This window comes from Stutzerimonas chloritidismutans AW-1 (genome assembly GCF_000495915.1).
GTDB classification, from domain to species: domain Bacteria; phylum Pseudomonadota; class Gammaproteobacteria; order Pseudomonadales; family Pseudomonadaceae; genus Stutzerimonas; species Stutzerimonas chloritidismutans.
Genome location: NZ_AOFQ01000074.1, coordinates 1 through 21,223, shown reverse-complemented (window position 1 = coordinate 21,223; position 21,223 = coordinate 1). Strand labels below are relative to the sequence as shown.

Annotated in this window: 23 protein-coding genes; 13 read left to right on the top strand and 10 right to left on the bottom strand. The window is 64.0% G+C overall.

The features are described 5' to 3' along the window. The first annotated feature begins 2 nt into the window (after positions 1 to 2). The 3 genes from F753_RS47980 (at position 3) to F753_RS47970 (ending at position 1,502) form a co-directional block, all read left to right on the top strand. Positions 3 to 467 (top strand): hypothetical protein, encoded by a 465-nt coding sequence (locus F753_RS47980; RefSeq protein ID WP_156924035.1) that lies wholly within the window; start codon positions 3 to 5, stop codon positions 465 to 467. A gap of 195 nt (positions 468 to 662) precedes the next feature. After that, positions 663 to 1,037 (top strand): VOC family protein, encoded by a 375-nt coding sequence (locus F753_RS47975; RefSeq protein WP_023445066.1) that lies wholly within the window; start codon positions 663 to 665, stop codon positions 1,035 to 1,037. A 15-nt stretch (positions 1,038 to 1,052) separates the two neighbouring features. Further along, complete coding sequence (locus F753_RS47970; RefSeq protein WP_023445065.1) at positions 1,053 to 1,502, top strand: GIY-YIG nuclease family protein; 450 nt, start codon at positions 1,053 to 1,055, stop codon at positions 1,500 to 1,502. Between the two features lie 34 nt (positions 1,503 to 1,536). Here F753_RS47970 and F753_RS47965 read toward each other — a convergent pair whose 3' ends face one another. The 3 genes from F753_RS47965 to F753_RS0125385 form a co-directional block, all read right to left on the bottom strand. Beyond that, positions 1,537 to 2,718: an MFS transporter gene (locus F753_RS47965; protein ID WP_023445064.1), complete on the bottom strand. Its 1,182-nt coding sequence runs from the start codon at positions 2,716 to 2,718 to the stop codon at positions 1,537 to 1,539. Positions 2,719 to 2,810: 92 nt separating this feature from the next. Next, positions 2,811 to 3,800: a GlxA family transcriptional regulator gene (locus F753_RS47960; protein ID WP_023445063.1), complete on the bottom strand. Its 990-nt coding sequence runs from the start codon at positions 3,798 to 3,800 to the stop codon at positions 2,811 to 2,813. Positions 3,801 to 3,897: 97 nt separating this feature from the next. Continuing rightward, entirely contained in the window at positions 3,898 to 4,227 is a 330-nt protein-coding gene (locus tag F753_RS0125385) for a glutathione S-transferase C-terminal domain-containing protein (protein WP_023445062.1), read from the bottom strand. Between the two features lie 354 nt (positions 4,228 to 4,581). On the opposite strand from F753_RS0125385, the gene F753_RS47955 reads away from it, so the two are divergent. Further along, the gene (locus tag F753_RS47955; RefSeq protein ID WP_031297571.1) at positions 4,582 to 5,706 is read left to right on the top strand and encodes an alkene reductase; all 1,125 of its coding nucleotides are present in this window, start codon (positions 4,582 to 4,584) and stop codon (positions 5,704 to 5,706) included. 88 nt (positions 5,707 to 5,794) lie between these two features. Continuing rightward, positions 5,795 to 6,100, top strand: a complete 306-nt coding sequence (locus F753_RS47950) for an ArsR/SmtB family transcription factor (protein WP_014819114.1) — start codon at positions 5,795 to 5,797, stop codon at positions 6,098 to 6,100. 93 nt (positions 6,101 to 6,193) lie between these two features. Here the strand turns inward: F753_RS47950 and F753_RS47945 are convergent, their stop codons facing one another. Further along, positions 6,194 to 6,991 (bottom strand): helix-turn-helix transcriptional regulator, encoded by a 798-nt coding sequence (locus tag F753_RS47945; protein ID WP_023445059.1) that lies wholly within the window; start codon positions 6,989 to 6,991, stop codon positions 6,194 to 6,196. Positions 6,992 to 7,085: 94 nt separating this feature from the next. On the opposite strand from F753_RS47945, the gene F753_RS47940 reads away from it, so the two are divergent. Continuing rightward, a complete protein-coding gene (locus tag F753_RS47940; protein WP_015275696.1) occupies positions 7,086 to 7,544 on the top strand; it encodes a carboxymuconolactone decarboxylase family protein in 459 nt (152 codons plus the stop codon). A gap of 39 nt (positions 7,545 to 7,583) precedes the next feature. Here the strand turns inward: F753_RS47940 and F753_RS47935 are convergent, their stop codons facing one another. Continuing rightward, on the bottom strand, positions 7,584 to 8,042 hold the full coding sequence (locus F753_RS47935; protein WP_023445058.1) for a hypothetical protein: 459 nt from the start codon (positions 8,040 to 8,042) through the stop codon (positions 7,584 to 7,586). 275 nt (positions 8,043 to 8,317) lie between these two features. Here F753_RS47935 and F753_RS47930 point away from each other — a divergent pair, with 275 nt between their 5' ends. Beyond that, the gene (locus F753_RS47930) at positions 8,318 to 9,343 is read left to right on the top strand and encodes a CNNM domain-containing protein (RefSeq protein WP_023445057.1); all 1,026 of its coding nucleotides are present in this window, start codon (positions 8,318 to 8,320) and stop codon (positions 9,341 to 9,343) included. A 47-nt stretch (positions 9,344 to 9,390) separates the two neighbouring features. Here the strand turns inward: F753_RS47930 and F753_RS47925 are convergent, their stop codons facing one another. The 5 genes from F753_RS47925 to F753_RS47905 all read right to left on the bottom strand — a co-directional run bounded on the left by F753_RS47925 (position 9,391) and on the right by F753_RS47905 (position 15,031). After that, positions 9,391 to 11,619 (bottom strand): esterase-like activity of phytase family protein, encoded by a 2,229-nt coding sequence (locus F753_RS47925; RefSeq protein ID WP_023445056.1) that lies wholly within the window; start codon positions 11,617 to 11,619, stop codon positions 9,391 to 9,393. Between the two features lie 173 nt (positions 11,620 to 11,792). Continuing rightward, on the bottom strand, positions 11,793 to 12,191 hold the full coding sequence (gene gloA2, locus F753_RS47920; protein WP_023445055.1) for an SMU1112c/YaeR family gloxylase I-like metalloprotein: 399 nt from the start codon (positions 12,189 to 12,191) through the stop codon (positions 11,793 to 11,795). A 69-nt stretch (positions 12,192 to 12,260) separates the two neighbouring features. After that, positions 12,261 to 13,187, bottom strand: coding sequence for a DMT family transporter (locus tag F753_RS47915; protein WP_023445054.1), 927 nt, complete (start codon positions 13,185 to 13,187; stop codon positions 12,261 to 12,263). Positions 13,188 to 13,292: 105 nt separating this feature from the next. Continuing rightward, entirely contained in the window at positions 13,293 to 14,585 is a 1,293-nt protein-coding gene (locus F753_RS47910; protein ID WP_023445053.1) for a PQQ-dependent sugar dehydrogenase, read from the bottom strand. Next, on the bottom strand, positions 14,582 to 15,031 hold the full coding sequence (locus tag F753_RS47905) for a DUF2231 domain-containing protein (RefSeq protein ID WP_014819122.1): 450 nt from the start codon (positions 15,029 to 15,031) through the stop codon (positions 14,582 to 14,584). The genes F753_RS47910 and F753_RS47905 overlap by 4 nt, the downstream gene beginning before the upstream one ends. A 380-nt stretch (positions 15,032 to 15,411) precedes the next feature. Here F753_RS47905 and F753_RS47900 point away from each other — a divergent pair, with 380 nt between their 5' ends. The 6 genes from F753_RS47900 to F753_RS47875 all read left to right on the top strand — a co-directional run. Continuing rightward, a complete protein-coding gene (locus F753_RS47900; RefSeq protein ID WP_023445052.1) occupies positions 15,412 to 16,422 on the top strand; it encodes an isopenicillin N synthase family dioxygenase in 1,011 nt (336 codons plus the stop codon). Further along, positions 16,419 to 16,805, top strand: a complete 387-nt coding sequence (locus tag F753_RS47895) for a VOC family protein (protein WP_023445051.1) — start codon at positions 16,419 to 16,421, stop codon at positions 16,803 to 16,805. The genes F753_RS47900 and F753_RS47895 overlap by 4 nt, the downstream gene beginning before the upstream one ends. 25 nt (positions 16,806 to 16,830) lie before the next feature. Further along, positions 16,831 to 17,934, top strand: coding sequence for a BMP family ABC transporter substrate-binding protein (locus F753_RS47890; RefSeq protein ID WP_023445050.1), 1,104 nt, complete (start codon positions 16,831 to 16,833; stop codon positions 17,932 to 17,934). Beyond that, a complete protein-coding gene (locus tag F753_RS47885) occupies positions 17,931 to 19,508 on the top strand; it encodes an ABC transporter ATP-binding protein (RefSeq protein WP_023445049.1) in 1,578 nt (525 codons plus the stop codon). The genes F753_RS47890 and F753_RS47885 overlap by 4 nt, the downstream gene beginning before the upstream one ends. Next, positions 19,501 to 20,637, top strand: a complete 1,137-nt coding sequence (locus F753_RS47880) for an ABC transporter permease (protein WP_023445048.1) — start codon at positions 19,501 to 19,503, stop codon at positions 20,635 to 20,637. Before F753_RS47885 ends, F753_RS47880 begins: the two co-directional genes overlap by 8 nt. After that, positions 20,637 to 21,223: ABC transporter permease (locus tag F753_RS47875; RefSeq protein ID WP_023447142.1), on the top strand; the 587-nt coding region annotated here is incomplete at its 3' end. The genes F753_RS47880 and F753_RS47875, both read left to right, overlap by 1 nt.

Sequence of the window (21,223 nt, the reverse complement as noted above, 5' to 3'; positions counted from 1 at the left end):
GCATGCTTTCCATCAAGCCGCCACGCTCCACGCTGAGCTGGCTCGGCCTGAAACTGCTGTCGATTACTCTGATCGCGCTGAGCCTTTCCGCCTGCTTCGAGGAGGCGCCGCAAGCAAACCCGCGGGCTAAGGACGTCACCGTGTCGACCGCCACCAACTTCGCCCGCGCGCTCGTTTCCAGCGACTTCACCGAGGCTCATACTCTTCTCTCAACGCAGGCGCACCAGCGATATTCCGCAGCGGAACTGCAGCAGGCTTATGCCGACATGACCTCCTACGGCGATGGTCCGGGCGCAGTGGATGGCCACGTCGAATTCATGGACGACTGGCCCGCCCGGCAGTCGCAGGACATCGGTTGGGCCTACGTTTCGATTACCGGTGCAGGCTTCATCGAGGCCGTGACGGTAGTCGTAGCCGAGGAGAACGGCGCCGCAAAGATTCGCGAGATCGAATGGGGGCGTCCCTGACTTGCCCCGGTCAACGCTAACGTTCTAGCGGCGAAGAACCGCTGCCTAGCGGCTGCCGTACGCTGCGTTCACCGGCTCACCCGCTGCAATCACCTTGCACGAATAGCCGCTGCTGTCTGTACTGGCTGGTCTAACCGTGCGCGGGCCGGAGCGCCTTGGGCACCTCCGGTATCAGCGCCCTCATGGAGTGAAACGATGAAACCGACATTCCAGCCTGGCCGAAATATCGCGATGAAGGTGCCTGCCCACGAATACCAGCGGACGCTCGCGTTCTACCGCGAGACGCTCGCACTGGAAGAACTCACCCCGGCGGGCGCTGAAGGTGAGCACACGCCGCGCTTCGATTTCGGCGGCAAGGTGCTCTGGCTGGACTGCGTGCCGGGCATCAGCCAGGCGGAGATATGGCTGGAGGTCGTCACGGATGACCTGAAAGGTGCTGCCGCCCACTTTGAGGACCACGCCTGCACCCGCCGGGACGAAATCGAACCGCTGCCGGAAGGCTTCAGGGCGTTCTGGATATCGAGCCCGGCCAATATCATCCATCTGGTTTCCGAAGGCACTGCGTCCTGACATACAGGCGGCATGATGACGAACGCTGCCTGTGATTCCGGGACTATGACGTGCATCCGCTTTTCGGAAATCGAACGGTACGTGCCTGCTCTGCCGGGACTCTATGAGATATACAAGGACGACGGCGCGGCGTTGAAGGTTGGAATCGGCGTCAACCTGCGCAAGCGGCTGATTCAGCACCGGAAGTCTCGCCAGAGCAGACTGATCCTCAGGGCTGGCGGTTACTGGAACAACCCTGCCGATGTCAGGAGCGCCCAGTCGATACTGGCTAAACATCTGTACTTTGCCGGCAGCATCGACGGATACGACCTCCGAGCGGAAGCGGGTCGGCAGGCGTTTCTCGAAGAGCGTTGCTACATCCGCGTCCGGATTACTTCGAGCCGTGAGGAGGCGCGTTCGCTGGAACGTGTGCTGGAGGCCGGCGGAGCCTTTCCTTTTCAGGGACGGGTTAATTCTGAGCGTTGAGCTCCGCCGGGTGGTGCCAGCAGTCGCCGCGCCTTCAAACCGCCTGCCTTTGCCGGTAGCCCTGCGCAACCTGCGCCAGCACCACCAGCGTCACGATGGGCAGCAGCCCGATGTTCACCGCCGCCCAGCCAGCCTGAGCGATCAACGCGCCAGAGGCGAAGGACATCACCGCGGCGACGCTGCCGTTGCTCAGCTCCATCAGGCCCTGTGCCCGGGCGCTCTCGCTTGCGGCATGGCCCTGGCCCAGCTGGGTGGTGCCGGCGACCAGCATCAGGTTCCAGCCGATGCCTAGTAGGCAGCTGCTGAGCAGGAAATGCCAGTGGCTGACGCCGAGCAGCGCGACCACCGCGCTGGCAATCAGCAATCCTCCACCCACACAGGCGACCAGCCGGCAGCCGAAGCGGTCCACCAGCGGCCCGGCGACGAATGCCGGGAGGAACATGCCGAGCATGTGCCACTGGATGACCTGACCGCTGGCCTGCAGATCCAGACCTTCGCCATGCATCGCCAGGGGCGTGGCGTTCATCACCAGAATCATCAGGCCGTGGCCGGCGGCGGTGGTCAGCACCGCGGCGCGAATGGTCGGCCGTGCAAGCAGCGCCTGCCAGCCGACAGTGGCCGCATCGGCCCGGGTCGCCGGCATTCCCGAGGTCGCCGGCAGCCCGGCCAAGATCATGAACCCCAGTGCCGCCAGAATGGCGATCAACAGATAGGTGCCGGCGAATGGAACGCTGGCGAGATCACGCGCCATGTGACCGAGCGTGGGCGCGATCAGCGCCGCCAGCACGCCACCGCCGATCACGCATGCCGTGGCGCGCCCCTTGAAGGCTTCGCTCACCGCTTCCAGCGCGGCGAAGCGGTAGTACATCGCCGAGGCCTGGTAGGCGCCGATGGGCAGAGCGCCGAGACAGAGCAGGGTGAAGCTGTCGAGCCAGAGCGACAGCGCGCTGATCAGTCCGCCCAACACGCCGGCCAACGCACCGATGAGAAAGCCGGCGCGACGGCCGCGGCGCTGCATCAGCCCCGCCAGTGGTTGCAAGGCGAGCAGGCCGCCGAGCATCAGCAGGGCCAGCGGTAGGGTGGCGAGACCGGCCGCCGGCGCCAGGCGCAGCCCGACGATGGAGGTGAAGATGATCCCGGTCATCGAGCAGGACCAGAACAGCGCCTGGGCGATGAACAGGCGCAGGACCTGAGGGTTGCTGAACAATAGGTGCATGGCGAGGCCCCTTGAGGGTGATGAGCGGGCACAGCGCTGCCTGGCGATAAGCCGGGCAAGCTGTGAACGGTGAGTGAGGTTCGGACGAAGCGTCAGCCGAAGCGCTGATAGAAGTCCCGCGGGCTGATCGACAGGTGTTTCTGGAAGCTGCGCCTGAGGTTCTCCGGATGGCCGAAGCCGGTCAGCCGCGCCACCGTCGCGATCGAGGCCTGGGCGTCGAGCAGCAGATTGCGCGCGGCTTCCAGGCGCACCCGTTCGATGTACTGGCCCGGCCCCATGCCGGTTTCCTGGCTGAACAGACGGCACAGGGTGCGCGGCGTCATATGCGCCTGGGCGGCCAGCGCCTCGATGGACAGGTCGTCGCCCAGGTGCCCGGGAATCCATTCCAGCAGCGCGGCAAGACGCGCCACGCCGCCACTCGGCGCCGCCAGCATCGGGCTGAACTGGGTCTGCCCACCCGGCCGGCGCAGAAACATCACCAGCCGCTGCGCAACCGAAAGCGCCAACGCGCGGCCGAGATCGGCCTCGACCAACGCCAGCGCCAGGTCGATGCCCGCCGTGACGCCCGCCGAGCTGAACAGATGCGCCGCCTGCGGATCGGTCGGGTCATAGGTGTGCAACCGGTCACCCTGCACCTCGATGGTCGGGTACGTGCCCAGCGCAGCGAGGTCCGCCCAGTGCGTGGTCGCCTTGCGTCCATCGAACAGCCCGGCCTCGGCCAGGATCAGCGCGCCGGAACAGACCGAGCCCAGGCGCCGCACCCTGGGTTCGGCGGCCCGCAGCCAGTCGAGCAGCGGTTGGTCGTGCTTCTGCGCATCCACGCCGACACCGCCCGGAACCAGCAAGGTATCCAGCGTGGCCGGATCGCACACGGCCCAGCTCGCATCCGCCACCAGCTTCAGCCCCGCCGAGGTGGCGACCGGGCCGACGCTGGCAGCGAGCAGCATCAGCTCGTAATGTCTCGGCAGGCCCTGACGCTGCCGCTCGACATTGGCCGAGGCGAACACCTGCATCGGGCCGGTGACATCGAGGCTCATCACATCCGGGTAGATCAGGCAGGCGACGGTGCGGGTGGCGTCCATGGTGCAGCTCTCAGGGTGGATGCCTGCAGTCTGCTGCCGAGGCGCCGCTGTCGCAATGACAAGGTTCCCACGGATCTTGCCATTTGCATTTCCTGATTTAGCGAGCCGGAGTGCTTTGCAGAACAGCGCAACCAGACGGTCGTGTTCGCATCCGCTCCAGATAGTCACGCAGCCGCGGCCATTGGCTGAGTAAGCCCGCTGGTTCGGTGATGAGCATCAGATAGTCGAGCATGGGTGTCAGCAATGCGTCTGCGATGCTCCAGTGCTCTGTGCAAAAGAAGAACTGCTCGCCCAGTTGCGTGTGCAAATGGCCGTTGCGCTCATTGGCGGTTTGGTATTGGCTCGCGCTGTGGAAGAACCCGATCTGTCCGAAGAGATTCTTGCCGCCTGCCGGTCGGACTGTCATGGCCTGCTTGCGCAGCAGCACTCGCTGAGTGCCAATGACGTCTAGTGGATCTACGCGACACGCCAGATGCTTCTCTAGCAGTGAGTGTTTGCCACGTTCGAACACGGGGATAGCGCGCTTCCGGCCGCTGTAACCGTTACCGTCCAGATAAGCCGCCGCCACCGAGCGCCTGCTCCCCCAGAAAAGGTTTCAGACAGCTATGTCCAGGCATACGCGCATCTGGATATTGACATTTATCGATATGAGGTCGAGGATCATCCGCTCGGCAGTGACGGTAGTACCGGACTGCACAGCCCTCACGGGGCCGTACTCACATTCGGTGAGGCAGCCTCCATCATTTAATATCTAGAATTCACGATATCTAAATCTTACGTTATGAATCATAAAGCACTTTTTACTCCCGGCTCCCTTGGCTCCTTCACGCTACGTAACCGCATCGTGCTGCCACCGCTGACACGCTCGCGCAGCTCGCAACCGGGCAATATTCCAAACGCCGTAATGGCGACCTACTACCAGCAACGTGCCAGTGCAGGGTTCATGGTGACGGAAGGCATTCAGATCGAGCCGCGAGGCCAGGGATATGCCTGGACGCCCGGGATCCACAGCCCTGAGCAGGTCGAAGGCTGGAAGGCCGTTACCCAGGCGGTGCATGACGAGGGCGGCGTGATTTTCGCCCAGCTCTGGCATGTCGGCCGTGTCTCGCACACCTCGCTGCAACCCGGCGGTGCGCAACCTGTTGCGCCGTCCGCCATTGCGGCGACCAACGTCAAAGTCTTTATCGAAACGGGACCGGGCGAGGGCGCGCTGGTCGAGCCCTCGATGCCGCGGGCGCTGTCCAATGCCGAAGTCAAAGAGCTGGTACAGCTCTATGCCGAGGCCGCACGCAACGCGATTGAAGCAGGCTTCGATGGCGTCGAGATTCACTGCGCCAACGGCTACCTGGTCAACCAGTTCATTTCCGCCCACACCAATCGCAGGACTGACGAATACGGCGGTTCGCTGCAGAACCGACTGCGTTTTCTGCACGAAGCGGTCCAGGCGATAGCCGACGCCATCGGTGCCGAGCGCGTGGGGGTTCGTTTTGCGCCGCTGTTCGCCAGTACGGATGAGGAGCGCGTCTACCTTGGCCTGGTGGAGCAAGACCCGCATGAGACCTACATCGAAGCGGTGAAGATTCTGCAAACCATCGGCGTCGCGTACGTATCACTGGCCGAGGCCGATTGGGACACCGCGCCCGAACTGCCCGGCAGTTTCAGAGAGGCGGTTCGTGCGGCGTTCAACGGCGCGATCATCTACGCAGGCAAGTACACCCCGGAGCGCGCCACCGCGGCGATCGAAGCCGGTTGGGCGGACCTGATCGCCTTCGGCCGTCCGTTCATTGCCAACCCGGACCTGCCGGCGCGCATTGCCCGTGGCTGGCCTATGAACCCGCTGGATGCCAGCAGCATGTACGGCGGCACCGAAAAGGGTTACATCGACTACCCGGTGTACGCGCACTGAGTCGGCGTGCGTGCACGGCCGTGGCGTGCACGCAGCCAGCACCGACAAAGTATCGTAAGATCGCGAAAACCCATTACCTGCCGCGGATATGAGCATAGACATCAGTGAAGCGCTGAAGGCCCTGGATAACCCCACACGCCTGGCCATTCTTACCCTGCTGAAGGACCCGAAGACCAACTTCCCCGAGCAGGAAGCCGATCCCGAACAGCTGGGTGTCTGCGTCAGCATCATCCAGGAGCGTGTGGGGTTGTCGCAGTCCACCGTTTCGAATTACCTGGCGGCGCTCCAGCGCGCGCAGTTGGTGACGTCGCAGCGTATCGGTCCCTGGACCTACTACAAGCGAAACGAAGAGAAGATCGCTCAGCTGCTCGAGGCGCTCAGCAAAGCCATCTGAGCTGGCTGTGAACTGCGTGTCGCTGGCGTCAGCAGCATGTGAGTCGATCGTTTTTTCCGCCGGACGTGACGGGTCGCCCGCAATGGGGCGCAGTTATCGACTGACCTTGCTCGCCCGATATCGACCCGGCGTCATGCCGACCACCGTCTTGAAGTCATGAATGAAGTGCGCCTGATCGCTGTATCCGCAGGCCAGGGCGGTGTCCAGTAACGGCTGGCCGGCGCGCAGCTGGTTGCGCACCAGCGCCACGCGCTGGATGCGGCTGAACTGCTTGGGTGTCATTCCTACATGATGGCGGAACAGGCGCTCCAGCTGGCGCTGGCCGAGCGGTACGGACTGGAGGAGGTCGGCCAGGCGTGCACGGCCCTCGGTCGCGGTGATCTCCGACAGTAGCTGTTGCACTGGGGAGCGTCGCTCCTGAGTCGCCTGCAGACGTCTGATCAATTCCTGCTCTACCAGCAGTTGCTGCGCCTCGCGGCTCAGCTCGGCCAGTTGGTCGACCATCCCGGCAAACCCCAGTCGCTGCCAGTCGGAGCTATGAAAGCCCGCCAGCTCATCCAGGCTGATGACAAAGAACGCCGCGCCCATCCCAGGGCGAAAGCGCACGCCCATCAGCCTCACCTGCCCAGCCAGTTGCAATCGCGAACTGGCAAGCTGCGGCCCGGCGATCAATGCACGCGGCTTGTGCAGATGACCATCGAAGGCCAGCGGGTCGGCGAAATTGAAGATGACCCCACAGGCGCCGTCCGGATGCAGCATCTGCTCGTCGTACACCGTGGCGGCGTCACCCTCCAGCCACCAGAAACGCTGCACGTAGGCAGCCAGTGCTGGCGCAGGCGGGCGAGTCAGGAAGCCACTGATGTGTGGCAGTCGTTCGTGCAGGGCGGACATGGAAGGCGGCGTTCAAAGATGTCGAAAATCTACAATAGCTCAGCTCGGCGGCTGCGTAGCCTTGGCTGCACATTCAAACCGAGGAGTGACCACCATGCGCATGAACTACCAGGCCGCCGCCCCCGATGTGATGACCGCCATGATCGGGCTGGAAACCTACCTGGCGCGGCAGAGTCGCCGCGAGGACGGCGTCGACAAACCGCTGATGGAGCTGGTCAAGATCCGCGTCTCGCAGATCAACGGGTGCGCCTACTGCCTTGACATGCACACCAAGGACGCCCGCGCCCTCGGCGAAACCGAGCAGCGCATCTATGCCCTGAGCGCCTGGCGCGAAACCCCGTTCTTTACCGACCGCGAACGCGCCGCGCTGGCCTGGGCCGAGGCCAACACCCTGTTGCCGCAAGGCGTTTCGCAACAGCTGTTCGAGGAGGTGCGTGAGTATTTTTCCGAAGCCCAGCTCGCCAACCTGACCCTGGCCATCGCCACCATCAACGCCTGGAACCGCTTTGGCGTGTCCTTCGCGCCGGTGCCGGGCAGCTACCAGCCGGGATAGGGCGGATGCCTGCCGCCACTCGGCCGGAAGGTCGGGCGGTCAGGGCTTGATCTGCTGGTTGCCCATGGCGCAGAAGCTCTGCGCCTGCCGGGCAGCCGGCAGCGCGCGCAGGCGGCTCATGCATTGGGCCTGGCTTGGCGTCCGCTCCACGCTGAGCATCGCGTTCTCGTCGACAGCGATCAGGTAGGGCTGGTTGTAGCGCGGGCCATCGTGCCAGCTGCTGAACTGCAGATCGCTGAAGGCGCAGCGATAGTGCATGTGGCCGGCGAAGCCCTTGAAAAGATCGTTCCGGAAGATGTGATGGTATTTCTGCCAGTCACGGGCGCGCTGGCCCTCGCGCACCGCTTCGCGGCACCCCTCCAGTTCGGTGATATCCGCTTCATGTAGAAACGCGCTCTGCGCCAGGCTGGTGCCGTCCAGCTGTACCGTGGCGACCAGATAGACCCGCTGTTCGGCCGCCTGTGCCGTGAGCGCCATCAGCAAACCCAGCGCCAACATCCCTGTTCTGATCAATCTGCAATGCTCCTGAAGGGCCGTTTCGTCGAGGACCGCACCCTAGCCGAGGAGCGCGTCGGGAAACAAGCGTGCGAGTTGCCGGAAAAGGGCGCCGATCGAGGGGATGAACTCCATTGTCGGCTGCTGTCGAAATCAGTGTGTCCAGCGCGTTCGTTCATACGGGGAAATGAAATGTTGCAAGCCCATCGCGGCATCCGGCTAACGCTCGGCGGCTTTGCTGTAAATTGGCCTGCCATTGGCAATGAAATCTCCCTTACATGACCCTCCTGATAGCGTTCGCTGTCTTATCCATCCTCGTTTCATTCATCTGTTCGATCCTCGAAGCCGCACTGCTCTCGCTGACACCGAGCTTTATCGCGCACCAGAAGACGACCCGTCCGAAGCTGTACGAGCGCCTCAAGGAACTGAAAGACAAGGTCGACCAGCCACTCGCGGCCATCCTGACCTTGAATACCGTCGCCCACACCGTTGGCGCGACCGGTGTCGGTGCGCAGGTCACCGTGGTATTTGGCAACGGCTATGTCGGTATCGCCTCGGCGGTGATGACGGTACTGATCCTGGTGCTTTCGGAAATCCTGCCCAAGACCATCGGTGCCCGTTACTGGCGCACGTTGGCGCCGTACCTGCCGCCTCTGCTGAACGGCATGATCTGGATTCTGAAGCCCTTCATCTACCTGTCCGACATGATCATGCGGCTGGTCGGTGGCAAGGAGCCGGAGCACGACATCCGCCAGGAGATCAAGGCGTTGACGGTGCTTGGTCGCGAGAACAAGAGCCTCGACGAGGACGAGCAGCGTGTCATCAGGAACATCCTCGACCTGCACGAGATCAAGGTCCGTGACGTCATGACACCGCGTACGGTGTGCGACTACACGTCGCCGGAGACCAGCATTGGCGCATTCAAGGAGCAGGTTGCCGACAGCCAGTTCTCGCGCTACCCGGTGATTGGCGATGACGAGAGCCCGCTGGGTGTGGTGTTCCGCTATGACGCCCTGTCAGCGACCGATGACGAGGCGCCGGTCTCGACGATCATGAAGCCGATGAAAGTCGCGCCGGAAATGACCAGCGTCGAGAACCTGATGACTCAGCTGCTGCACGAGCGCCAGCACATGTGCCTGGTCTACGACGAGTTCGGCAGCTGGCGCGGCCTGGTGACGCTGGAAGACATCATGGAAACCATCATCGGCCAGCCGATCATGGACGAAACGGACGACATCCCGAACATGCGCCGCTTCGCCAAGCGCCGCTGGGATCACCGCATCAAGCGCGCCCGCGACAGCTGACCGAGCATGCGGAGCGGGTCTGCCGCTCCGCATGAAGCTGCCGGATATCAGCGCTTGACCGTCCCGAACCGCATGAAACGCGTCTCGCCGCTGGCATCCTCGACCCCGTCGTTATCGGTGACGACGAACAGACGCCCCTGCTTGTCGACCGCCGCACCTTCGACCTTGTCCAGCACCCAGCCACCGGTGCTCTTCAGATCAGGTAGCAGATCGCGCTCCAGACGCTTGCTTGCGAGCGGGAAGCGCTGACCTTCGGCGGCGGGCTGCAGGCCATTCAGGTCGATGCGGTACAGACGCTTGATCTGTGCCGCCGGGCCCTGCTGGTTGTCGCGCTCGATCACCAGGAACTGGCCGTTGCCGATTGAAGTGAGTTCGGACAATCCGACCCAGCCGCCCTCGGCTGCGGCGTCGAGCGGGTAGTGGATGAAGCCCCATTCACCAGTGCCCGGGTTGAACACGCCGATGCGCACCCGCCCGGCGGGGTCGTTCTTCCACTCGCGTTGAAAGGCCACGTAGACGCGGGTGCTGGCGCCTTCGCCGACCACCGCGACGCCCTCGAAACCGTTGCTGGTCTGCTGGGCGGCGACTTCCGCGGGCAGGGCGAACTCGTCCAGTACTTCGCCTCTGGCGTTGGCGTGGATCAGCAGGTTCGGCCTGGCCTTGCCGTTACCTTCCGAAGCCAGCCAGAAATCGCCATTGCTGGCCTGGGCGATGCCTTCCAGATCGTAGTCGACGCTTGCGCCAGCCTTGCGCAGTTCGATCTGGCGGTCGATCAGTGCCGGTGTCTGGCTGGTGTCGATGCTGAAGATCCGCGACGCCTTGTAGTAGCTGTCCGGCACCGCATAGAGGCGGTCGGACTGGCTGCGGTCCGCGACCAGGCCGCTCAGAGCGCCCCAGGGGATCAGGTCGCGATCAGTGGAGCGGATCTCCGGGTAAGGTGCGGTCTTGGCACCGTATTGGTAGATCGAGAGCGTCGACCGGTAGCCGTCCTCGGCCGAATCCTCCTCGCTGCTGACCACCAGCAGGTTGCGCGACGGGATCGGCAGGATGCCCTCCGGCCCCATGCCCGTCGGCAGCAGCTGATGCATCACCGGCGCCCAGGGGCGAGCCACGTCGTAGACGGCGACCGCATTGCCGCGCTCGCTGCCGACGAACAGCAGGCTGTGCTTGCGGAAACGCGCCGCGGCGATGCCTTCCGGCTCGATGCCCTTGTTCTCCGAGCGGTTTTCCGGGTAGTGCCCGGCGCGGATGAAGGCGTGTTCCAGCGAGGCGCCGGCCTCGTGCCAGACGTGGCCGTTGTAGTCGAACAGGGTGAAGCTGCGGCTGCCGCCTTGCGCGCCTTCGGCATCCTCGTAGTCGCCCTCGTTGGCGGTCGCCAGCAGCGGCCCGACCCAGGCGATCGAATCCGGCTCGCGACGCTTGCCAGCGAGCACGCCGACCGGTTCGATGCGGTCGTTCTCCTCGACGTCCACACCTTGCAGATCCACCTGGCCGGCGCTGAAGTGGCGCATCACCCGGCCACGACGCAGGTCGACCAGCACGATGTGGTTGTTTTCCTGCAGGGTGACGGCGGCCACGTCCTGGTCGTTGATGCTGACGTACTCAGGCTCCGGATCACCCGGCGCGACCTCGGCCAGGCCGGTCAGGTCGACGTCCCGCGTGCGCCAGCGCGACGGCTGACCCTTGAGGTCGACGATGCGCAGAAAGCCGGCCGGCAGCTGTGGGATCAGCCCGTCGTTGAGGTCCTCGTCGCGCTCGTTCTCGATCGCCACCGCGGCATAGCGGCCCCGCGGGCTGATGGCGATGGAATCCGGCTGGCCACCCATGGGCAGCGTGGCGACGCGTTTGGGTTGCGCCGGATTGCGAATGTCGAACACCGCCAGCACACCATCGGGCTGGGTGAAGCCGAGCGAGGTGTTCACCGCGACCAGCGCGTAGTGGCGATGTACGGCGACCGAGGTCGGCTCGCCTTCCAGCTGGATAAAGCCCGCCGGCTGCGGCGCTTTCGGATCGCGAATGTCCACCAGGCCGATGCGCTCGCCAGGGCTGTCGGTGTAGATCAGCGTGCGGCCGTCGCGACTCACCGCGGTGATCTCGGCTACGGTCTGCCGGGTGGCATCCTCATCGGCACCCAGGTTGCGAAAGACCGGGAAGGTCGCGACCCGCTCGAAGTAGTCTGCGGCGCGGAGAGGTGCCGCCTGCGAGGCCAGCGGCAACAAGGCCAAGGACAGGGCAGTGGACAATACGGTGCGGGTCAGGCGGGTCGGAGTTCTCATGCGGGCCTCGGCGGTCAGTGTGGGGGACAGCCAGAACACGCTAGGGCCGGATTGTTACGTGGCGGTGACGGCGAGGAGGTCGAGCATTACGGGAGGAGATGCGGGTGGCATCGGTTCTGCGTTGCCGGCGCGTTGGTTATCGCTCCCGCTGGCAGGCGGATACCCGTGCAGGCTCAATCGACGGCCGGCACCGCTTCGTACAGCTCCAGCGGCAGGCCGTCCGGGTCCGCGAAGAAGGTGAATCGGCGACCGGTGTACTCATCCAGCCGAATCGCTTCCACCGCAACGCCCTGACGCTCCAGCCATGCCTTGCACTGCGCGACGTCGTCCACCGCAAACGCCAGATGCCGCAATCCCTGCGCCTCCGGTCGTGAAGGGCGCGGCGGCGCATCGGGAAAGGAAAACAGCTCGAGCTGAGCGCCATCCGGCAGCGCGAGGTCGAGCTTGTAGGAGCGACGCGCCTCGCGGTAATGCTCGGCAATCACCGTCAGCCCCAGCGTCTCGGTATAGAAGCGCTTCGATACGACATAGTCCGAGCAGATGATCGCGACGTGGTGGATGGAGCGGAGCATGCGCAAGGTCCAGCGGGAATTGTCGGGTAGAGACTGTCAGGAAAGGCGAGTGTTCGACGAGCCGGATCGTTACATCTCGTTCGGTTCTCTGCCCTGGAGGCCCAGCGCAGTCACCGTCAATAGAATCAGCCCCATGCCCAGGATCTGCAGCGCTGCCAGACTCTCATCCAGTACCACGACGCCGAAGAGCGAAGCGGTTACCGGCTCGACCATCGCCACGATGGACGCCACAGCCGGTGCGGTATGTCTGAGCCCGACGATGTAGAGAATGAAGGACAGCCCTGCGCCGACCACACCCAGAACGATGAACATTGGCCAACTCGGGGCGCCTGGCACCGCCGCTGCCTGTTGCGCGTCGCTCATCGAGGCGAGTATGCCAACGAGCACGGCGAACGCTATGACGAGAATCGCCTGAGGACTGCCGTGGGGCGCCGCGTACTTGAACGCAAAAATAAAAGTCGCATAGGACAAACCGGATAGCAGGCCGGCTCCGACTGCCACGAGTGTAATGTCGCTCGCGCCGACGTCATGGATACCGGTCAGCAAGATGACGCCGAGCATCACCGTTGCGATTGCTGCCCATTTGAACAGCGTCGGCCTTTCGAGTCCGAATGCGAAGGATGCCAGGTAGACGAACACCGGCGCTGAGTACATCAGGGTCGCTGCCACCGCAACGCTGCCCTCAGCGATGCTCAGGAAGTAAAAAGAGAAGTTGCCCGCCACGCCGATGCCGGCGATTACCGACCAGAACCACAGCCTGTGGCTCGTCATTCCACTGCCGGCCGGGCGTAATGCCAGCCAGATGAGCACGCTCACGAGGCCGATCAGGCCCCGGTAGAGCGAGACTACGGTGGGACTCCAGCCCTCGCTGATGAGGATGCCGCCTATCCCACCCGATAGTCCCCAGCACAGTGCCGCAAGCACCACCAATAGCGCGCCCAGGCTTGCCGGTTTCCCCTGAGTTCTTCCATTTGTTCGCGGCGAGCGCTGCGCCATAAGGTCATCTATGCCTTGAAGAAAGCCGCAAGGGACCAACCTGCAGCGCCCGCCGGGGCGCATGAGGAGCAGCCGGTAACTGCGCGGTCACCGGCCTGCTACTCGTCACTGGTTGCGCGTCACCCGCCAGACCACATTGGCCAGGTCGTCCGCGACGATCAGGGCTCCGCTGGGGTCGACGGTCACGCCCACCGGACGACCGCGGGTTTTGCCGTCCTTGCGGAAGCCGGTCATGAAGTCGACAGGTTCGCCTGCCGGGCGGCCATCGCGGAACGGCACGAAGACCACCTTGTAGCCGGACGGATCTTCCCGGTTCCAGCTGCCGTGCTCGCCGACGAACGCGCCTTCGGTGAATTGCTCGCCCATGACATCCGAGGAAAAGTCCAGGCCCAGCGCGGCGACGTGGGCGCCCAAGGCGTAGTCCGGGGTGATCGCCTGCTTGACCTTGTCCGGGTCCTGCGGACGGACGCGATCGTCGACGTTCTGCCCCCAGTAGCTGTAGGGCCAGCCATAGAAACCGCCTTCCTGCACCGAGGTCAGGTAGTCCGGCACCAGGTTTTCGCCCAGTTCGTCGCGCTCGTTGACCACCGACCACAGCTGGTCGGTGCCGGGCAGTATCGCCAGGGCCGTGGGGTTGCGCAGGCCGGTGGCGTAGGGCTTGTAGGCGCCGGTTTCGGTGTTGATCTGCCAGACCATGGCGCGGTCGACCTCGGCTTCCATGCCGCGCTCGGTGATATTGCTGTTCGAGCCGATGCCGACGTAGAGGTACTGGCCATCGGGGCTGATGGTCATCGCCTTGGTCCAGTGGTGGTTGATCTCCGAGGGCAGGTCAACGACCTTGGTCGGCGGACCGCTGGCTTCGGTCTGACCTTCCTCGTATTCGAAACGCACCAGTTCGTCCTGGTTGGCGACGTAGAGGTTGCCATCGTGGAAGGCCAGTCCATAGGGGGCATTAAGTTCATCGGCGAAGACGTTCTGCATTTCGTAGCGGCCGTCGCCATCGGCATCTCTCAGCAAGGTCAGCCGGTTACCGCTTTTGACCGACGTGTTGCCCTTCGCCTTGATGTAACCGGCGATCACGTCTTTCGGTTTCAGCTTGGCTGCATTGCCGCCACGACCTTCGGCCACAAGGATGTCGCCGTTGGGCAGCACCAGGGTCTGGCGCGGGATCTGCAGGTCGGTGGCGATCGCCGTCACGCTGTAGTTTTCCGGCACCGTGGGTGTTGCATCGCCCCAGGGTGTCGGCTCGGCGATCTTCATGCTCGGCAGCATTCCGCGGTCGGGTTCCGGCAGTTTGGGGTTGGCACCGTACAGGCTGGCGGCGTCCTGCTCATCGCCACCGCAGGCGCTAAGAAACAACGCGATGGTCAGTGCGGAGAGTGCATTGGTGTGCTTCATGCTTCACCTCCGTCACGCAGGTTGGAAAGGCCGATCCACGCGGCGGCGCAGGCCAGCAGAGTGACGATCACCGAGAGCACCAGGCCGGTCGGCATAACTGCCCAGGCGTCCTTGGCGTGCTGCAGTGCATTGATGAAGCCGAGTACCCAGGTCGCCACGAGCAACAGCAGATAGATCAGCGGTCGCCCTGCCCTGTGCCTGGCCTTGATCAGGTTGACGACCGCGAACAGGATCGCCAGTCCGCAGAACACCAGCCCGCCGGCGATCAGCCAGGAGGCGAAGTTGCTCCATTGAATCTGGTAGCTGCGAAAGTAGGCGACGTCGCTCAGCAGTGCGCCGAGAAACAACGGCACGCTTCCGGCCAGTAGGATCGAGTGCAGCGGATGCGGCACATGGCGGGAAACGCTGTGAGTGGTTTCTGTGGTGCGGTGGGTAATGACGGTCACAAGGAACTCCTCATTGCTTTCGACCAGCCCTGCGCGGCGCGGATCGCTCTGAAGGTGCTTAAGAGGGGATCGTGTCGTCGGGCCGTTAGTTCACTCCTATCGCTGAGCGGCGGGGCTGACCTCGGCTGCTGCAGCCCTCGCCCGCTTTTCGTGCCTCATGCACAAACCAAGTGCTCCGAACCGGACCATTTGATCCGTTATTTTCCCGCCATAACGCTAAACCACTGATCTAAAAGAGAATCGATCCGGTGGCACGCTTTCTGCTCTCTCCTCGAAAGTCGCCCGTGTGCAAAGGGCGGCGGCATCGCACATACAGAGAAGCGCCTGCGCCACTGGCGACGCGCTCAGTTTCCGCCCTGCGTCAGAGGAGTGCGTCACCCATGACTCTGCAATACGTTCCCATCATCGACCTGGCGCCGTACTTTTCCGGCACCCCGGAGGGCAAAACCCAGGTAGCCAAGGCCGTCGACCAGGCCTGTCGTGACATTGGATTTCTGGTCATCACCAACCATCAGATCCCCACAGAACTGATTGAGCGCGTGTCGCGGCTGACGCGGCAATTCTTCGCTTTGCCACTCCCGGAAAAGCGCAAGGTCGACCGGCCCAGCCCCGACATGGTGCGCGGCTACAGCGCGGTGGCGGAGGAGAGCCTGTCGTACTCACTGGAGGAGGCGGCGCCGGGCGATCTCAAGGAATCCTTTTCCATCGGCCCCAGCGATGTGCCGGCTGAGGACTACTACCGCTGCGCCGCTGCCGGCCCGCATTTCGCGCCGAATGTCTGGCCGGCCGACATTGAAGGCTTCGAGCGGGCCTATCGCGACTATTTCGCCGCGATGAGCGAATTGGCGCAGTCGCTGATGCGCATCTTTGCCCTGGCGCTGGACCTGCCGGAAACCTTCTTCGACGACAAGATCGACAAGCACATCAGCATGTTCCGCAGCCTGAGCTATCCGGACCTAAAGGGTGAAGTCGAGCCAGGTCAACTACGCGCCGGTGCCCATACCGATTACGGCAGCCTGACCATCGTCAAGCCGGACAACGCGTTGGGCGGTCTGCAGGCGCGCAACCGCCAGGGCGACTGGGTGGACGTGCCTTATGTGGAGAACGGATTCGCGGTGAACATCGGCGACCTGATGATGCAGTGGACCAACGACCAGTGGATTTCCACTCTGCATAGGGTGGTCAACCCGCCGGCCGACAGCGCCGCCGACAACGGTCGCCAGTCGCTGGTGTTCTTCCATCAGCCCAACTACGACGCGCTGATCGAGTGCCTGCCGAGTTGCTGCAGCGCCGCCAATCCCCCGCGCCACGCGCCGGTCACCTCCGGCGACAACCTGCTCTCCAAGTTCGTCAAGCAGACCACCTTCGGCAAAGGCCTGGAGGTCGCATGAGCACGCTGTCCTACGTCAACGTTTTCGCCCGCGACATCGAAGCCCTGAGCGGCTTCTACCGCGAGCTGTTCGGCTTCCGGAACATTCCTGATATCGCCTCACCGATCTTTCGCGGGCTGGATACCGGCAAGAGCTGCATCGGCTTCAACGCGCCGGACGCCTACGAGCTGCTGCATCTGGATGAGTACGCCGACACGCGCGGCTGCAAGTTCCTGCTGAACATCGATGTCGACTCGAAAGACGAGGTCGACCGCCTGGTGCCCGTTGCCGTCGCCATGGGCGCGACGCTGATCAAGGCACCCTACGAGACCTATTACCACTGGTATCAGGCGGTGCTGCTGGACCCGGAAAACAACGTGTTTCGCATCAACCACATGCTTTGACGTGCCAACCTCAGGAAGACCAAAAATGCTCAATCAGATGAAACGGACCTTGTGTGCGGCGGTGGCTCTCGGCCTGGCGACGACTGTTGGCGCCGCCGCGGCGCAGGAAGGGCAGGGGCTGACCCTCGATAAGCCGGCGAAGATCGCCATGCTCTACATCAGCCCGCGCAACGACGGCGGCTGGACCCAGGCCTTCGACGAGGCGCGGCAGAAGCTCGAAACCGAGCTGGATACCAAGATCCAGTACGTCGAGAGCGTGCCGGAGAACGCCTCTTCTATCCGCCCAGCCGTGGACCGGCTGATCCAGCGTGGCGCCAACGTCATCATCGGCACCGCGTTCGGCTACTCGGACACCTTCAAAGAGCTGGCCGAAAAATACCCGGACGTGGCGTTCCTCAACGGCTCGGGCACCACCAACAGCGGCAATCTCGAATCCTTCTATGGGCGCACTTACGAGAGTCAGTACCTGTGCGGCATGGCCGCGGGCGCGGCGTCGAAGACCGGCAAGCTCGGCTTTGTTGCGGCCAATCCCTTCGGTCAAGTCAACTGGACGGTCAACGCCTTCGCCCTCGGCGCCCAGCAGATCAACCCGGACGCCACCGTCACCGTGGTCTACACCGGCGCCTGGAACGATCCGGTCAAGGAACGCGCCGCCGCCATGGCTTTGATCGACGCCGGCGCCGATGTGCTCGGCCAACACGTCGATAGCCCGACACCGCAGATCGTCGCCCAGGAGCGCGGCGTGCACGGCACTGGCCACCACCGAGACATGCGCGAGTTCGCCCCGGACGCCACCGTCTGCTCCTCGGTCTGGGTGTGGGACAAGTTCCTAGCCCCGGAGCTGAAGAAGATCAGTGCCGGCAACTGGACGCCACCGGAAAACGGCGCGCTGCTGTCCATGGCCGAAGGCGGCACCGATGCTGCCTGCTGCGGCCCTGCGGTTTCCGAAGCAGACAAGGCGAAGATCATGGCCGCCCGCGAAGAGCTGCTCAAAGGCGAGAAGAAGATCTATGCCGGGCCCATGGTCGACCGTGACGGCACCGAGCGCATCGCCGCCGGCGAGGTCATGGCCGACCCTGCGCTGTGGCAGATGGACTGGTTCGTCAAGGGAGTGATCACCCAGCAATGAGCAACCTCAACGCGATCCAGCTGACCGGGGTGAGCAAGTCGTTCGACGGCTTCATGGCCCTGTCCCAGGCGGACTTCACCGTCAAGTGGGGCGAAGTGCACGCGCTGCTTGGCGAGAACGGCGCAGGCAAATCCTCGCTGATGAACATCGCCGCTGGCTTGTACGCACCGGAAAGCGGATCGCTGTTGATCAATGACAATGCGGTGCGGCTCAGCGGCCCGCGGGATGCTGGTCGCTACCACATCGGCATGGTTCACCAGCATTTCAAGTTGGTGAAGCCCTTTACCGTGGCCGAGAACATCCAGCTGGGGCTGCCCGTGGGGCCCGGCAATCATGCTTTCGCGGGCAGCCATCGGCAGCGCTTGGCTGCATTGGAGCAGCGGATCAGCGACAAGGCAGCAGAGCTGGGTTTCACCATCGACCCGCGCAAGGTCACCGAGTCGCTGTCGGTGGCCGAGCAGCAGCGGGTGGAAATTCTCAAGGTGCTGCTGGCGGGGGCGCGGATATTGATTCTCGACGAGCCAACAGCGGTGCTGACCGATGGGGAAGCCGAGCGCCTGCTGGAAACGGTGCGCGCCTTTGCTCGTCAGGGCGCAGCGGTGATCCTTGTCACCCACAAGATGAGCGATGTGAAACGCTTTGCCGACCGCGTCACCGTGATGCGCGGCGGACGGACGATTCAAACCCTCGATCCGCATACGGTCTCCGTGCCGGAGTTGGTGCGCCTGACCGTGGGCGAATCCGCACCGGCCAGCGAGTATCAACCGGCGACGCCCGGCGAGGTGCGGCTGCAAGTGCGTGATCTCAGATCGACCGGCGGGGGCGAGCATGGCGCACTCAATGGCGTGACGCTGAGCCTGCGCGCGGGCGAGATCTACGGCATCGCTGGCGTCGGCGGTAACGGCCAGAGCGAGTTGGCGAACGTGTTGATGGGCTTGCCCGAGTCCTGCGAAGGCACGTTGGAATTGACCGGTTTTGGCGATCTGCGCCGGGCCAGCCCTGAGCAGCGCCGGGAGTTGCGCATCGCCTCGATTCCGGCCGATCGCTACGGCACCGCGCTGGCTGGCGAGCTCTCGGTGGCCGAGAACTTCGGTGTCGGGCAGATCCACAGTGGGCGCTATGGTTCGTTCTTCAATCTCCGGCGCAAGCGTCTGGAGGCCGACGCCGCAGAGGCGGTGGCCGGATTCGACGTGCAGGGCGTGCGCTCCCTGAAGCAAAAGGCCGCGCTGCTCTCCGGTGGCAACGCGCAGAAGCTGGTGATCGCCCGCGAATTCTCCCGCGACCCGCAACTGGTGTTGGTACACAGCCCCAGTCGCGGGCTCGACGTACGCGCCACCGCTGCCGTGCATGGCCGCCTGCGCGCCGCCCGCGATGCCGGTGCGGCCGTGCTGGTGATCAGCGAAGACCTCGACGAAGTGCTGGCCCTAGCGGATCGAATCGGCGTGATGAACGCCGGGCGCATTGTTGCCGAGTTCGACCGGCCCGCGGATCGCCAGGCCATTGGTAGGGCGATGGTCAGCCATGGGGAGCTGAGCCATGGCGAGTTGAATCTAGAAGGGGTAAACCATGAATGAACAGGTGCGCCCCGTGATGCTGGAGCAGGCTGCGCAAGCGGCCGAGCGCCCGAAACAGCCGCTGCTGTCGCGGCGTTACGCACTGGAGATCCGCCAGCAACTGGCTTGGCATTGGCAGGCTGTGATCATCGGTCTCGCCCTGCTGTTGGGGCTGGGTATTTCCGCCGCCATCCTGATCGCTGCTGGCGTACCGGCCGGTGAGCTGCTCAATGAGTTTGTCATCCTCACGGTATTCGATGCACAGAGCCTGAAAGCGGTCTTGTTTCAGGCATCGCCGATGATCCTCGTCGGCTTGGCCGGCTGCATGGCGTTCCGCGCCAAGTTCTGGAACCTCGGGCTTGAGGGTCAGATGATCTGGGGCGCCATCGGTGCGACGGCGATCTCGCTGTTCGAGATCGGCCCGCAGGCGCTGCGTCTGCCGCTGATGCTCGCAGCGGCGATCTTTTGCGGGCTGCTCTGGGCGCTGGCGCCGGTGTTGCTCAAGCTGCGGCTGAAGGTCAACGAGATCATCTCGACGCTGATGCTCAACTACCTGGCGATCAATTTCCTGCTGCACCTGCTGTACGGCAGCTGGAAGGACCCGAGGAGCTCGTTCCCCTATTCGCCGCAGTTCCAGCCGTTCGAGCGCTTGCCCGAACTGTTCGATGGCATCAGCGCGGCCGTGCCACTGGCGGTGGTCGTCGCGCTGCTGGCGCTGTGGTTTCTCGGCATCTCCCGCGCCGGGCTGTACCTGCGCTTTGTCGATGCCAACCCGCGGGTGGCCGGCGCGGTGGGCGTGCCGGTGCAGAAGATGATCATCGGCACGGTGCTGATTTCCGGCGCCATCGCCGGGATCGCCGGATTCCTCGTCACAGCAGGGCAGGAGGGGCGGCTGACCCAGTCGTTCTATCAGGGCTACGGCTTCTCCGGCATCCTCATCGCCTTTCTCGCCCGCAACAACCCGGTGGCGGCACTGGTGGTGGCGCTGCTGATGGCGATGCTGTTCGTTGCCGGGCGCAGCCTGCAGGTGTTCTACCAGATCCCCTTTTCCATGGTGCAGCTGATCCAGGCGATCCTGGTGATCTGCGTCGCCTCTTCGGATTTCTTTATCCGCCACCGTATCCGCCGCGTTCAGGGAGGCGAAAGCTGATGGACATGATCGCCAACTGGCTTGGGAACACACCGGACTTCGCCGTACCTTTCGCCCTCGCGGCGCTGGGGCTGATTCTCACCGAGCGTGCCGGGGTGCTGTCGCTGGGGGCCGAAGGGCTGATGCTGGTCGGCGCGTTGGCCGGTATCGGCGCGCAGCTGACCTACGGCACGCCGGGCATCTCCCTTTTCCTGGCCATGGTTGCAGCCGCGGTGGTGTCGTTGCTGTTCGCACTGATGGTACTGGTGCTGCGGATCAACCAGGTGATCGCAGGGTTGGCGCTGGTGTTCTTCTGCCAGGGGCTGACCGGGCTGCTCGGCACGCTGCTGGACTGGACCAACAAGCCGGTGAAGGGGTTGGGCGCGGTCGAGCTGTGGCCGCTGTCGGAGTTGCCGCTCCTGGGCAAAGTCTTCGTGCAGAACCCGCTGGTGTTCATTACGCCGCTGATCTTTCTCGCCGTGATCTGGTTTCTTACCCGCACCACCACCGGCCTGCGGATGCGTGCGGTGGGTGAGAACCCGCAGGCGGCGGACGCGGCGGGCATCTCCGTGCTCGGCTATCGGCTGGGGGGGGGGGGGGGGGGGGG

Bases quoted from the DNA above. Each gene is read 5' to 3' on its own strand.
- F753_RS47980 (WP_156924035.1), top strand. From the start codon at position 3: ATGCTTTCCATCAAGCCGCCACGCTCCACGCTGAGCTGGCTCGGCCTG.
- F753_RS47975 (WP_023445066.1), top strand. From the start codon at position 663: ATGAAACCGACATTCCAGCCTGGCCGAAATATCGCGATGAAGGTGCCT.
- F753_RS47970 (WP_023445065.1), top strand. From the start codon at position 1,053: ATGACGAACGCTGCCTGTGATTCCGGGACTATGACGTGCATCCGCTTT.
- F753_RS47965 (WP_023445064.1), bottom strand. From the start codon at position 2,718: ATGCACCTATTGTTCAGCAACCCTCAGGTCCTGCGCCTGTTCATCGCC.
- F753_RS47960 (WP_023445063.1), bottom strand. From the start codon at position 3,800: ATGGACGCCACCCGCACCGTCGCCTGCCTGATCTACCCGGATGTGATG.
- F753_RS47955 (WP_031297571.1), top strand. From the start codon at position 4,582: ATGAATCATAAAGCACTTTTTACTCCCGGCTCCCTTGGCTCCTTCACG.
- F753_RS47950 (WP_014819114.1), top strand. From the start codon at position 5,795: ATGAGCATAGACATCAGTGAAGCGCTGAAGGCCCTGGATAACCCCACA.
- F753_RS47945 (WP_023445059.1), bottom strand. From the start codon at position 6,991: ATGTCCGCCCTGCACGAACGACTGCCACACATCAGTGGCTTCCTGACT.
- F753_RS47940 (WP_015275696.1), top strand. From the start codon at position 7,086: ATGCGCATGAACTACCAGGCCGCCGCCCCCGATGTGATGACCGCCATG.
- F753_RS47935 (WP_023445058.1), bottom strand. From the start codon at position 8,042: ATGTTGGCGCTGGGTTTGCTGATGGCGCTCACGGCACAGGCGGCCGAA.
- F753_RS47930 (WP_023445057.1), top strand. From the start codon at position 8,318: ATGACCCTCCTGATAGCGTTCGCTGTCTTATCCATCCTCGTTTCATTC.
- F753_RS47925 (WP_023445056.1), bottom strand. From the start codon at position 11,619: ATGAGAACTCCGACCCGCCTGACCCGCACCGTATTGTCCACTGCCCTG.
- gloA2 (WP_023445055.1), bottom strand. From the start codon at position 12,191: ATGCTCCGCTCCATCCACCACGTCGCGATCATCTGCTCGGACTATGTC.
- F753_RS47915 (WP_023445054.1), bottom strand. From the start codon at position 13,187: ATGGCGCAGCGCTCGCCGCGAACAAATGGAAGAACTCAGGGGAAACCG.
- F753_RS47910 (WP_023445053.1), bottom strand. From the start codon at position 14,585: ATGAAGCACACCAATGCACTCTCCGCACTGACCATCGCGTTGTTTCTT.
- F753_RS47900 (WP_023445052.1), top strand. From the start codon at position 15,412: ATGACTCTGCAATACGTTCCCATCATCGACCTGGCGCCGTACTTTTCC.
- F753_RS47895 (WP_023445051.1), top strand. From the start codon at position 16,419: ATGAGCACGCTGTCCTACGTCAACGTTTTCGCCCGCGACATCGAAGCC.
- F753_RS47890 (WP_023445050.1), top strand. From the start codon at position 16,831: ATGCTCAATCAGATGAAACGGACCTTGTGTGCGGCGGTGGCTCTCGGC.
- F753_RS47885 (WP_023445049.1), top strand. From the start codon at position 17,931: ATGAGCAACCTCAACGCGATCCAGCTGACCGGGGTGAGCAAGTCGTTC.
- F753_RS47880 (WP_023445048.1), top strand. From the start codon at position 19,501: ATGAATGAACAGGTGCGCCCCGTGATGCTGGAGCAGGCTGCGCAAGCG.